12 protein-coding genes are annotated in these 12,082 nt (G+C 72.5%); 4 read left to right on the top strand and 8 right to left on the bottom strand.

Translation table 11 applies throughout. The annotated features are described in order from the left end of the window. Positions 1–50: 50 nt before the first annotated feature. Positions 51–440 carry a nuclear transport factor 2 family protein gene (locus ACZ7L5_RS05365; RefSeq protein ID WP_471514607.1) on the bottom strand — a complete coding sequence of 130 codons (390 nt, stop codon included), beginning with the start codon at positions 438–440 and terminating at the stop codon, positions 51–53. Positions 441–552: 112 nt separating this feature from the next. Here ACZ7L5_RS05365 and ACZ7L5_RS05360 point away from each other — a divergent pair, with 112 nt between their 5' ends. Further along, positions 553–1,353 carry a VOC family protein gene (locus tag ACZ7L5_RS05360; RefSeq protein WP_471514606.1) on the top strand — a complete coding sequence of 267 codons (801 nt, stop codon included), beginning with the start codon at positions 553–555 and terminating at the stop codon, positions 1,351–1,353. A gap of 120 nt (positions 1,354–1,473) precedes the next feature. On the opposite strand, the gene ACZ7L5_RS05355 is transcribed toward ACZ7L5_RS05360, so the two are convergent. From ACZ7L5_RS05355 to ACZ7L5_RS05345, 3 genes are all read right to left on the bottom strand, one after another. After that, the gene (locus tag ACZ7L5_RS05355) at positions 1,474–2,631 is read right to left on the bottom strand and encodes a carbohydrate kinase family protein (protein WP_471514604.1); all 1,158 of its coding nucleotides are present in this window, start codon (positions 2,629–2,631) and stop codon (positions 1,474–1,476) included. An 80-nt stretch (positions 2,632–2,711) separates the two neighbouring features. Continuing rightward, the gene (locus ACZ7L5_RS05350) at positions 2,712–4,001 is read right to left on the bottom strand and encodes a glucarate dehydratase family protein (protein ID WP_471514602.1); all 1,290 of its coding nucleotides are present in this window, start codon (positions 3,999–4,001) and stop codon (positions 2,712–2,714) included. After that, a complete protein-coding gene (locus ACZ7L5_RS05345; protein ID WP_471514600.1) occupies positions 3,998–4,945 on the bottom strand; it encodes a 5-dehydro-4-deoxyglucarate dehydratase in 948 nt (315 codons plus the stop codon). Before ACZ7L5_RS05345 ends, ACZ7L5_RS05350 begins: the two co-directional genes overlap by 4 nt. Before the next feature lie 140 nt (positions 4,946–5,085). On the opposite strand from ACZ7L5_RS05345, the gene ACZ7L5_RS05340 reads away from it, so the two are divergent. After that, entirely contained in the window at positions 5,086–5,868 is a 783-nt protein-coding gene (locus ACZ7L5_RS05340; RefSeq protein WP_471514598.1) for an IclR family transcriptional regulator, read from the top strand. Between the two features lie 209 nt (positions 5,869–6,077). Further along, positions 6,078–7,304, top strand: coding sequence for an MFS transporter (locus ACZ7L5_RS05335; protein WP_471514596.1), 1,227 nt, complete (start codon positions 6,078–6,080; stop codon positions 7,302–7,304). 9 nt (positions 7,305–7,313) lie between these two features. Here ACZ7L5_RS05335 and ACZ7L5_RS05330 read toward each other — a convergent pair whose 3' ends face one another. The 4 genes from ACZ7L5_RS05330 to ACZ7L5_RS05315 all read right to left on the bottom strand — a co-directional run bounded on the left by ACZ7L5_RS05330 (position 7,314) and on the right by ACZ7L5_RS05315 (position 10,876). Continuing rightward, entirely contained in the window at positions 7,314–8,306 is a 993-nt protein-coding gene (locus tag ACZ7L5_RS05330; RefSeq protein WP_471514594.1) for an adenosine deaminase, read from the bottom strand. Between the two features lie 20 nt (positions 8,307–8,326). Beyond that, positions 8,327–9,232 (bottom strand): ribonuclease Z, encoded by a 906-nt coding sequence (locus ACZ7L5_RS05325; protein WP_383235499.1) that lies wholly within the window; start codon positions 9,230–9,232, stop codon positions 8,327–8,329. A gap of 12 nt (positions 9,233–9,244) precedes the next feature. After that, positions 9,245–9,598, bottom strand: a complete 354-nt coding sequence (locus ACZ7L5_RS05320) for an HIT domain-containing protein (RefSeq protein WP_328881722.1) — start codon at positions 9,596–9,598, stop codon at positions 9,245–9,247. 78 nt (positions 9,599–9,676) lie between these two features. Then, positions 9,677–10,876, bottom strand: a complete 1,200-nt coding sequence (locus tag ACZ7L5_RS05315; protein ID WP_471514592.1) for an MFS transporter — start codon at positions 10,874–10,876, stop codon at positions 9,677–9,679. Positions 10,877–10,992: 116 nt separating this feature from the next. Here ACZ7L5_RS05315 and ACZ7L5_RS05310 point away from each other — a divergent pair, with 116 nt between their 5' ends. Then, positions 10,993–12,081: a DUF5937 family protein gene (locus ACZ7L5_RS05310; protein ID WP_471514590.1), complete on the top strand. Its 1,089-nt coding sequence runs from the start codon at positions 10,993–10,995 to the stop codon at positions 12,079–12,081. Position 12,082 lies beyond the last annotated feature (1 nt).

The raw sequence follows: 12,082 nt of genomic DNA, 5'->3' as shown, positions 1-12,082 counted from the left end.
CAGGGGCCCCGACCCGTGGAGTCGCAGGAGACCCTCGGTCGCCCGGGAGTTCAGGTCCTGGCCGCCGGTGTGATGTGGCTGAGGACGCAGCGCCAGCGGTCGTCCAGCCGTACGAAGACGTCGGTCGTCCACTCGTCTGCGTCGAAGCGCTCGCCCTTGTAGTGGGCGGTGTTCGTGATGCGTGCCGTCACGACCGCCGAGTCGCCGTGCATGCGGATCCTCGGCTCGCCGACGAGTCGGAACGACGAGTGGGTCAGCTCGCCGGACTCGACGAACGACAGAAACTGCTCCCTGGTCGAGATGCCCGACTCGGAGACGATGGCCCAGTCGTCGGCCATGAAGTCGGCGATCCGTGCGGGGTCGTTGGAGACCATCGCCGCCGCCCAGTCGTGCGCGACGGCGGCGAGGACCTGCCGGTCGTGAGGCGCGTCGTCGCTCATGGCCGGATCGTAACCAGAGCCGTGCGGCACGGCACCCCGTCGGGCCACGACGGGCGGTTGTCAGTACCGGGTGTCACGCTGAGGTCATAGCGGATCTGCGAAGGGAATCGCCATGATCACCACTGACCTCGCTCCCGGCTCCCCCTGCTGGATCGACCTCGGCGCCCCTGACGTCCGGGCCGCCGCGGCCTTCTACGGCACGGTGCTCGGCTGGGAGTACGAGTCCATGGGCGAGGGCGGCGACATGGAAGGCGGGATGTTCAAGAAGGACGGCAAGACCGTCGCCGGGCTCGGCAAGCTCACCGAGGAGGGCGCCCGCTCGGCCTGGATGATCTACTACGCCGTCACCGACGCGGACGCCACGACCCAGGCCGTGGAGCGCGCGGGCGGCACGGTGCGGGTGCCGCCGCGGGACCTCGACGACTGGGGGCGCATGGCGCAGTACGACGACCCGCTGGGCGGCCAGTTCGCCGTCTGGCAGCCCGGGAAGCAGGGTGCTTTCGAGCTGGCGGACGAGACGGGTTCGCTGTCGTGGACGGAGCTGTACACGACGGACGCCGCGGGCGCGAAGGAGTTCTACAGCGGTGTCTTCGGCTGGCAGTTCAGCGACATGCCGATGCCGGGCGGCGGGGGCGCGTACACCCTGATCACCCCGGCCGGGCAGCCCGAGGAGCGTATGCAGGGCGGCCTCATGGAGCTCCCCGTGGAGAACCTCGTACTGGCGGGCGGGCGGCCATACTGGCACCCGGTTTTCAACGTCACTGACTGCGATGCCGCGGTCGCCAAGGTCACCGGGAACGGCGGCAGTGTGCAGATGGGTCCGGACGACGCGGAGGGCGTCGGCCGGCTGGCGGTGTGCGTGGACCCGTCCAACGCGGACTTCGTGGTGCTGACGCCGGCCACGCCCAGCTGACCCGGTCGCGGGAGGGACACCCACGGGAGGCGGCGGCGGTCCTGGTCGTCGTCGGCTCCTGGTCGTCGGTCCTGGTCGTCGTCGGTCCTGGTCGTCGGTCCTGGTCGTCGTCGGTCCTGGTCATGCCGACCGGCGGAACCCGATCGTCGGTACCGCTCGCCGCAGCGGCCAGGGTCTGCCCTGATCCTGCGGCACCAGGTCGGCCAGGAACGCGTACCGGCGCAGGGCCTCGGGGTCCTGCCGGTCGAGGGACTGCACCCGGCGCCACCAGGCGCCGATCTCGGCCCAGCCGGGGGCCGACAGGGAGCCGCCGAACTCCTGGACGGACAGGGCGGCGGTGAGGCCGGCGAAGGCCAGCCGGTCGGCCAGCGGCCAGTCGGCCAGGGTGCCGGCGACGAAGCCGGCCACGAAGACGTCGCCGGCGCCCGTCGGGTCCAGGGCCTCCACGGCGATCGCGGGGACCACGGCCGTCTCCCCGGTCCTGCTGTCCACCGCGTACGCGCCCTCCGCGCCGAGGGTGACCACCGCGACCGGGACGTGCTCGGTCAGGGCGTGGGCCGCCTCGCGCGGGCAGTCGGCGCCGGTGTACCGCATGGCCTCCTGCGCGTTCGGCAGGAACGCCTCGCAGTGCTCCAGGTCGGCCAGCCCCGCCAGGTCCCACGCCCCCGTGTCGTCCCAGCCGACGTCGGCGAAGATCCGGGCGCCCTTGCGCGCGGCCTGCGCGATCCAGGGTGCGCGCGTGCCCGGCACCAGGGAGGCCACGGCGGCCCGCGCCCGGGGCGGGCAGTCCGGCGCCGGTTCCTCCGGGGGCGGCTCGTGGCCGTGGGAGACCATCGTGCGCTCCCCCTCGTACGCCATCGAGACCGTCACCGGCGAGTGCCAGCCCGGCACCGTGCGCGAGGGTGAGAGGTCGATGCCCTCGCCGTGCTCCAGCGCGTCCCAGCAGTACTCGCCGTAGTGGTCGTCGCCGAAGGCCGCCGCGAGCGATGTCTTCAGGCCGAGGCGGGCCAGGGCGGTGGCCATGTTCGCCACGCCGCCGGGGCTGGAGCCCATCCCGCGCGCCCAGGACTCCGTCCCGCGCACGGGGGCGGAGTCGAGGCCGGTGAAGATGATGTCGAGGAAGACCGTGCCCGTCAGATACACGTCCCACGGCGGGTCGGCGGCCGTGCGCAGGCCGACGAGGGGGTCGACCTGGGCCCGGCGATACAGACCCCCTGCTCTGGACGACGGCCTCTGGGGCGAGGCTCCCTTTCCGGTCGGCGCGGTGGGCGTGGTCACGGTGCGCTCCCTGACGTGGTGCTGATCTGGCCAGTCTGCACCACGTCACTGACAACGCCACCGCGATCTTGCCCGAGCCCCTACCAGCGGGGCACCGAAGGCGTGACCCAGCCCGGCTCGGCGATCCGCATCGCGGCAGCGTCGTCGCGGTCCCGCAGCGAGCCGTCGTCATCGAGCCACCGCCGGTGCAGCTCCGCGAGCCGGTCGCGGTCCAGTTCGACGCCCAGGCCGGGCGCGTCCGACACGGCGACCTTGCCGCCCTCGAAGGTGAGGCGCTCGGTGAGGACGTCCTCGGACTGCCAGGGGTAGTGGGAGTCGCAGGCGTGGTGGAGGTTCGGGACGGTGGACGCCACGTGGGTCATCGCGGCCAGAGAGATACCCAGATGGGTGTTGGAGTGCATGGACACCCCGACGCCGAAGGTGCGGCAGATCGCCGCCAGTTGCTGGGTGTTGCGCAGCCCGCCCCAGTAGTGGTGGTCGGAGAGCACGACCTGCACGGCGTCCTTCGTGAAGGCCTCCTTGATCTCCGCGAACGTCGTCACGCACATGTTCGTCGCCAGCGGCACCCCGCTCCGCGCGGCGACCTCCGCCATCCCTGCGGTACCCAGCGTCGGATCCTCCAGGTACTCCAGGACGTCCCCCAGCTCCCGTGCCACCTTCAGCGAGGTCTCCACGGACCAGGCCCCGTTGGGGTCGAGGCGCAGGGGGTGCCCGGGAAAGGCCTCCGCGAGCGCTCGTACGGCGGCGATCTCCTCGTCCGGCGGGAAGACGCCGCCCTTGAGCTTGAAGGAGGTGAACCCGTACCGCTCCGTGAACGTCCGCGCCTGCTCGACCACCCCGGCCGGGTCGACGGCGGCGCCCCAGTCGTCCTTCTCGGCCGCGACGCCCGCCGGATGACCGGCCCACTTGTAGAAGAGATACGCGCTGTACTCGACCGCGTCCCGCACCCTGCCGCCGAGCAGCGCGTGCACGGGCAGCCCGAGCGCCTTGCCGAGGGCGTCGAGGCAGGCGACCTCGATTCCGGAGACGACGGACAGCCGCAGCTTGTCGGCGGTCTGGACACCGCGCAGCCCGCCGACGTCGACCTGTCCGGACAGCCGGGACCGGTCGACGGACACCTCGTCCGCGACAACGAACAGCCCGTTGAGATCCTCGACTTGACGACCGATCAGCTTCTGCGCGAACGGCCGGGCGAGCTCCAGGTACTTGGTGTCGCCGTACGTCTCGCCGACCCCCGTGACCCCGTCGGCCGTCACGACCTCCACGATCAGGCGGGGTGTGTACGGCTGGTGGACGCCCTGGGTGTTCAGCAGCGGCGGGTCGGCGACCAGGATGGGCGTCAGACGGACCTCGGTGATCGTGAGGTTCACAGAGCGGCTCCTACGAGGTCGAGTCCGGTGGCGAGGAGTATGCGCAGGTCTGCCAGGTCACCGGCCGACGGGTCGGTGAGCGGGGCGCGTACGGGGCCGACGGGGCGGCCGCGCAGCCGGGCCGCCGCCTTCACCAGGGACACGGCGTATCCGGGCACCCGGTCGCGGAGCTCGACGAGCGGGACGTAGAAGTCTCGCAGCAGCTTGTCGACGGTGTCGTGCTCGCCGCCCTGGAGTGCGGCGAAGAAGGCGTTCGCGATCTCGGGGGCGAAGGCGTGGACGGCGGAGGAGTAGGCCGGTACGCCGACGGCGGCGTACGCGCGGGCCTGGACCTCGGCGGTGGCGGCACCGTTGAAGAAGAGGAAGCCCTCGGGGGCGGCGAGGGTGAGGCGCTGGAGCCGGTCGAGATCGCTGTGGCCGTCCTTGAGGCCGATGACGTTCGGGATGCGCGCGACCCGCTGCAACGAGTCGGCGGTGAAGGCGACTTGACCGCGCTGGTAGGCGATGAGCGGGAGCCGGGTGCGGGAGGCGATCCGCTCCAGCTGGGCGACCAGTCCGTCCTGCGGGGCGGCGACGAGGTAGTGCGGCAGGACGAGGAGGGCGTCGGCGCCGGCCTCCTCGGCGATCCGGGCGAACCTCGTGGCCTGCGCCCAGCCGTACCCGACCCCGGCGACGACCGGCACCCGTCCGCCCGCCTCCTCGACGGCGATCGACACGACCTGCCGGTACTCGTCCTCGTCCAGCGAGAAGAACTCGCCGGTGCCGCAGGCGGGGAAGACCGCGCCGGGGCCGGTGGCGACCTGGGCGGCGACATGGGTACGGAGGCCGTCCGGGTCCAGCGAGCCGTCCTCGTGGAAGCTCGTGAGGGGGAACGACAGCACCCCTTGCGCCATGCCGTCCCGCAGCCGCCGGGTCGTGTCGGTATCGAGGCTCACCCTCGCCATCTCCCCATGTAGACGTTATCCACGTATGAGAATTGAGATTAGATACGCGAACCGCGACCGTCAACGCCGCGGTCGGCCCGAGGTGCATTGCGAGGCGCTTTGCGAGGCGCGTTCCGAGGCGCTCCGATTACCATCGCCCCATGTCAGAGACAGGCGGCGTCCGCGAGGTGAAGTCCGCGGCGCGCACGGTGGAGTTGCTGGAGCTCCTCGCCGTGCGCGGCGATCGCCCCGCGCGCCTCCAGGAGCTGGCCGACGCGCTGGACGTGCCGCGCAGCTCGATGTACGCCCTGCTGCAGACCCTGATCGCGCGGGGCTGGGTGCGTACGGACGTGACCGGCTCCCTGTACGGCATCGGCATCCACGCCCTGCTCACCGGCACCAGCTACCTCGACTCCGACCCGCGCGTGCGTGCCGTACGCCCATATCTGGACGAGGCGTCGGAGGCCCTGGGCGAGACGATCCACATGGCGCGGCTGGACGGCCGGGACGTGGCGTATCTGGCGACGCGCGAGTCGCACGAGTACCTGCGGACGATCAGCCGGGTCGGGCGACGGCTCCCCGCTCACGTGGGAGCACTGGGCAAAACGCTGCTCGCCGAGCGCCCGGACGACACTCTCCCCGAGGGGCCGTACGAGCCTTTCACCTCCCACACCCACACCACCCGGGACTCCCTCGCCGCCGACCTCGCCGAGGTGCGGGCGCGCGGCTACTCGGTCGACCGCGAGGAGGGCGTCCCCGGCATCGTCGGCTTCGGCTTCGCCCTGCGCTACGACTCACCGGCCCAGGACGCGATCAGCTGCTCGGTGCCGGTGGCCCGGCTGTCGGCGGGGCACGAGGAGCGGATCGTCGCCGTGATGCGGGAGGTCAGGGCGAAGATCGAGGCGACGGCGCCTGCGGCGGGCGGGTCGGTGCACTGGCGTTAACGCCGGCGCGCGCGGCATCCGGCGCCTTCAGGAAAGCCCTCGTTTACCCGGCCTTCCCCACCCCAAACGCAACGTGCGCCAGATCACACCCCCCGCGCTTCTTCTCCGAACCATGTGCTTGATACAAATTCTCCGCGCGTTCCTGTCCGTCGACGGCCTGCGCTCCTCCCCCTCTTGAGCCGCTCCTTTCGCATGCCCTGGGAACGCCCGTGTTCGCCCCTCGCACCACTACCTGGCCCCTCGTCGCCCTTTTCACGGCCGGGTACCTCGCTCCGTTTCTGCTGCCGACGGTCGTCGGCAGGCTCGACTCCGGACTTCCGCTCTCCTCCACCCAAGCGGGCGCCGTCGGCAGCGCACTGCTGCTGAGTTCGGCGTCGGCCGGCTTCCTGCTGGCCTCGCGCGTCGAACGGATCGGCGCGCGCAGGCTGGCCCGTATCGGCCTCACGCTCGCCGTCCTCGGCTACGGCGTGGCAGCGCTCGCGCACGCCGTACCGTCCGTCGTCCTGGGCGTCCTGGTCGGCGGCTTCGGATCCGGTACGGCCACCGCGGTCGCCGCCACCCGCATAGCCGCCCAGCCCGACCCGCACCGGGCCACCACCCTCGGCCTCCTCGGCGTCTCCGCCCTCGCGGGCGGCGTCTATCTGACGGTGCCGCACCTCGGTCCTGGCCACGGCCAGCCGCTGGCCGCGATCGCGCTCACCGCCCTCGCCGTATGGCCGCTCACGGGCCGGCTCCCGGCCGCCCCGGCCACCTCGCACCAGCCCGGCTGGGACAGCTCCGGCCTCCCCCACCTGCGCCACGGCCTGACCCTCGCCGCCTGCATGCTGTGCTGGTCGCTCGCCCAGAACTCCCTGTGGGGCGTCAGCGGCCGAATAGGCCTGACGCAGGCGCAGTTGACCGAGACCACGGTCGGCGCGGTGTTCGCGGTGGGGCTCGGCGCGGGCCTGCTGGGCGTGACCGGGGCGGGTGCGCTCGGCCCGCGCCTGGGCCGGGCACTGCCCATCGGCGCCGGTACGGGCATCATCGCGGCGTGCATCGCGCTCAGCGCGTCCGCCACCGATCTGACGACCTTCGCGACCGGCGAGATCGCCTGGAACACCTTCTACCCGATCGTCCTGTCGTACCTCATCGGTCTCGCCGCCTCCCTCGACACCCGCGGCCGCTGGGCCGTCCTCGTCGGCTCGGCGTCGTCGCTGGGCACGGCTGCGGGCCCGCTGACCGGGAGCGTCCTGTCGGCGCAGGCCGGGTTCCCGGTCATGGGCGCGGTCCTCGCGGTCGGACTGCTGATCGTCGCCGTACCGATGACGGCGGTGGCACTGGGCCGCCGGAGCCGGCGGACGGTCGAGGTCGTGGAGCACGTCGAAGTCGTCGAGATCCCCCTGGACACCGCCGAGGCCAACCCGGCAGTCCCCGACCGCCTCACCGCGGCGACCTAGCCTCGGCGGCTACCCGAACTCGTAGGCCTCGACCTCGGCCAGGTAGCGCGCCCGCAGTTCCTCGTCGTCCTCCAGGAAGGAGGCGAGGAAGGAGTTGCGGGCGAGTTCCCGGAGCCGGTCGTCGGTGAGGCCGAGGGCCTGGCGTACGGCGTCGAAGTTGTCGCCGGCGTAGCCGCCGAAGTAGGCCGGGTCGTCGGAGTTGACCGTGCAGTGGAGCCCGGCGTCGAGCATGGCGGGCAGCGGGTGGTCGGCGAGGACGTCGACGGTGCGCAGCCGTACGTTCGACAGCGGACACAGCGTCAGCGGCACCCGCTCCCGCACCAGCCGCTCGACCAGCGCCGGGTCCTCCATGCACCGCAGCCCGTGGTCGACGCGCTCGACGCCGAGGACGTCGAGGGCCTCGGTGATGTAGGCGGGCGGGCCTTCCTCGCCGGCGTGGGCGACGCGCCGCAGACCGAGCGCGGCGGCGGCCTCGTAGACCTCGCGGAACTTCACCGGCGGGTGGCCGACCTCGGCCGAGTCGAGGCCCACGCCGGTGATCCGGTCGAGGTACGGCTCGGCGGCCCGGAGCGTGTCCATGGCCGACTCGGCGGAGTCGTCGCGCAGGAAGCACATGATCAGCCGGGTGGAGACCCCGTGGTTCGCCTCGCTGCTCCCCAGCGCCCGCCACAGCCCCTCGACGACCGTGCCCAGCTCCAGGCCCCGCTTGGTGTGCGCCTGCGGGTCGAAGAAGATCTCCGCGTGCCGCACGCCCTGGGCGGCTGCCCGGGCGAGATAGGCGTTCGCGAGGTCCTCGAAGTCCCGCTCGGTGCGCAGGACGGCCATGAGCTCGTAGTACAGGTTCAGAAAGGACTGGAGGTCCTCGAACTGATAGGCCTTGCGGATCTCGTCGGTGTCCAGGTACGGCAGCTCGACGCCATTGCGTGCGGCCAGCTCGAAGGCGAGCTCGGGTTCGAGGGTGCCTTCGATGTGGAGGTGCAGTTCAGCTTTGGGGAGGGGCATCGAAGCATCGTACGGGGGTGCTACCGCCGTTTCGGAAGTGGCACCCGCAGCAGGTCGTGCGCGACGGTCAGCTCCCCCTCGAACCCGGCGGCCCGCGCCTGCCGCTCGAATTCGTCCGGCTCGGTGTAGCGCTGGCTGAAGTGGGTGAGCACGAGATGCCGTACGCCGCAGTCGAGCGCGACCCGGGCGGCCTGACCGGCGGTCAGGTGACCGTGCTCGACCGCGAGGTGCTCGTCCTCGTCCAGGAAGGTGGACTCGATGACGAGCATGTCGCAGCCGTCGGCGAGGGTGTACACGCCGTCACACAGCCGCGTGTCCATGACGAAGGCGAACCGCTGGCCCCGCCGGACCTCGCTGACGTCGTCGAGCGAGACCCCGTCCAGCACGCCCTCCCGCTGGATCCGTCCGACGTCCGGCCCCTTGATGCCGTGCAGGGCGAGGCGTTCGGGCAGCATGCGGCGGCCGTCGGGCTCGACGAGGCGGTAGCCGTACGACTCGACGGGGTGCGAGAGCCGGGCGGCCTCCAGGGTGTGGCCGCCGGTGGCGGCGATGAAGCCGTCCTCGCTGATCGGGGCCTCGGCGATGTCGACGGTCTCGCGGTAGGCGGTCGCGTACCGCAGCCGGTTGAAGAAGCGCTGCCCGGAGCGCGGGTAGTGGGCGGTGACGGGATGCGGAACCTTGTCGAGGTTGATCCGCTGGATGACCCCGGCCAGTCCCAGCGAGTGGTCCCCGTGGAAGTGGGTGATGCAGATCCGGTTCAGGTCGTGCGCGGCCACGCCGGCCCGCAGCATCTGCCGCTGCGTGCCCTCGCCGGGATCGAACAGGATTCCCTGTCCGTCCCACCGCAGCAGATACCCGTTGTGGTTCCGGTGCCGGGTGGGGACCTGGCTCGCGGTGCCGAGGACCACCAATTCACGTACGGACACGGCTGCTTCGACCTATCCGGGGGGCCACTGCATACCGCGGCCGCCCAGGACGTGGGCGTGGGCGTGCCAGACCGTCTGGCCGGCGCCGGCGCCGGTGTTGAAGACGATGCGGTGGCTCTCCAGCTTCTCGTCGTCGGCGACGGCGCCGGCCTCCCGCAGGACGTCCGCGGCGAGGGCCGGTTCGGCGGTGGCGAGGGCGGCGGCGTCCTTGTAGTGCGCCTTGGGAATGACCAGGACGTGCGTGGGCGCCTGGGGGTTGATGTCCCGGAACGCGACGGTCGTCTCCGTCTCCCGGACGATCGTCGCCGGGACGTGCCCCTCGACAATCTTGCAGAACAGACAGTCGTCCTGCGGCTCGCCTGCCATGCGGGTTCCCTCCGGGAGTGGGGCGCGTCGTTACGGTGGGCATCGTATCGTCGTCGGCCGCGGGTGATCGGTTTCCGGTCACGGGAGTTGCTTCTCGGTGCCGACCGCTGAGGCGGACAGGAGCGTCGCGGCCCCGAGGCTGCCCCACAGGGCGGCCGGGCCGTGGGGTGCGAGCGCGGTGATGACGGCCGGGGAGACGGCGAGGCCGAGGCCCGTGGAGAGCTCGAAGCGGGCGAGGGCGCGCCCCATGGCATGGGCCGGCGCGAGGGCGGTGACGAGCGCGGTGGCGCTGCCCGCGTAGATGATCTCGCCGATGGTGCAGACGACGGACACCGCGGCGACGGCCGGGGCGCCCCAGCCGTCCCCGAGTGAGGTGGCCACGAGGAAGCCGAGGTAGGACGCGGTGAGCACCACCCCGGCCAGGGCGAGCACGGTCCGCCGGGAGTAGCGGGACAGCAGGACGGTGACCGGCACCTGCAGGGTGACCACCAGCACCGTGTTGGCCACGAAGATGGCCGCCGACCACACCGGGGATGCGTGCAGCTGCGTCACCAGGATCAAGGGGAGCGCGATCTCGGGGACGTTGAGGCAGAAGACGTAGACCACGTTGGCGGCCAGCAGCGCGCGCATCCGGGGTGCGGGCCCGTCGTCCGCGTCGTCGGCCGGGGTGGCGGCCGGATGCGCGCGAAGGTGGACCGACCACGCAAGGGCCGCCGCGGTGAGATAGGCGAGCCCGGTGACGGCTGCCAGCGCCTGCAACGCGGTGGCGCCGCCCGTCAGGGCCGCGGTGGCGAGGAGCGCGCCGATGCCCAGGCCGGCGTTGCGCAGGGCGCGGCCCGCCGCGAGAGCCGCGTCGCGTTCCCGGCCGTGGGCGACGGTGGCGACGAGAGCCGCGTGGGCGGCGGGCCATGCCTGGTTGCCGACGCCGAGGAACAGCGCCGCCGTCGCGAACAGCCAGACGTGCCCCGTCGGGGTGGCGAGCAGAAGCACCACGCCCAGCACCCGCACCAGCATCGACGCCGCCACGACCGTGCTGCGTGCGCCCCGGTCCAGCCATCGGCCCACCGCGGGCATGCACACCAGGCCCACGACGACGCCGGCCGTCATGGCGATGCCGGTGGCCGGCGCGGACAGCCTCAGCACGGTCACTCCGTAGAGCAGCAGGAAGGGCCGCAGCAGGCCGGTGCCGAGTGCGTCCACGGCCAGGGCGACGGCGTAGCGGGGGCCGCCGGAGGAACGGACGAGGGCGCGGGGCCGGATCTTGCCGGTGGTTGCCATGGCGCCAACGGTGCGGACGGCCGCCGGGCCGGCCACGTCGGTTGACGAACACCGTCAACCGACGCCGGCGCAGGCCGCCTTGTCGGCGATGCTGACCGGTCCGTGATGATGAGGCGGTGACGTTGAGGATCGACATCAGCGGCCTGCCGCCCGAGCGGCTGCGGTTCGCCGCCTCCCCGCTGGCCGAGCTGACCGCGATGCTGCACGTGCTGGCCGAACCCGGGCATCATCCGCAGCACGCCGACTGGGCCGGGGACGTCCGGGCCGGACTGCGGCCCGAACCGGCCGAGCGGCTCCGGGAGGCGGAGTTCCTCTGGCGTTCCTCACAGGCCGACTTCCTGCTTCCCGCCCGGCCCCGGCCGACCCTCGCCGAGGAGTTGGACGACGTGGACCGGATCGACGACGAGACGTATGTGACGGCCGCGCTGGTCACCACGTGCGGCGGCAACCGGGCCCGCTTCGCGGCGCCGTCCCCGCTGACCGACGCCACCGCGCGCGAGCGGGCCCTGGATCTGGCCCAGGCGCGCGGCCCGCGGCAGGAGGCCTTCGCGCAGCGGCTGCTCGCGGACCCGGCCGGTGTGCGGGCACGAGTGCGCGGCACCCTGGAACAGTGCGCCGAGGCCTTCTTCGACGCCGCCTGGGCGGGCGTCGCCGTGCAGCTCGCCGGCGACCTGCGCCTGAAGCACGACCTGCTGAAGCACCAGGGCGTCGGGGCGGCACTCGCGTCGGTTTCGAGCGCGGTCACCCTGTCACCGGACGGCGAGTGCATAGTCGTCGACAAACTGCAGGACAAGGCGACCTCCGCCCACGGCACCGGGGTCACCTTCATCCCCAGTGTCTTCGGCCGCCCGCACCTGGTGGCGGTCCACGCGCCGGGCTGGCAGCCGGTGGTGCAGTACCCCGTGGCCGAGCCGAGTCCGGCGGAGCAGCCGCTGTCGCTGGAGACGGTCACGCTACGGCTGGAGGCGCTCGCACACCCGGTACGGCTGCGACTGCTGCGCACCCTGGCCCGCGGCCCCCACACCACCGGCGAGCTGGCGCACACCTGGGAGCTGTCGCCCCCGGAGGTCTCCCGCCACCTCGCCGTCCTGCGCCGCGCGGGCCTGATCACGGCCCGGCGGCACGGCCGCTACATCCGCCACACCCTCAACCTGCCCGATCTGACGGCCCTGGGCACCGACGTGCTGGCGGCCGTCCTGCGCTGAG

This window comes from Streptomyces sp. NPDC107528 (genome assembly GCF_055639295.1).
Note: the sequence above shows the minus strand (reverse complement) of the source record. Positions and strands in the feature narration are given on the sequence as shown.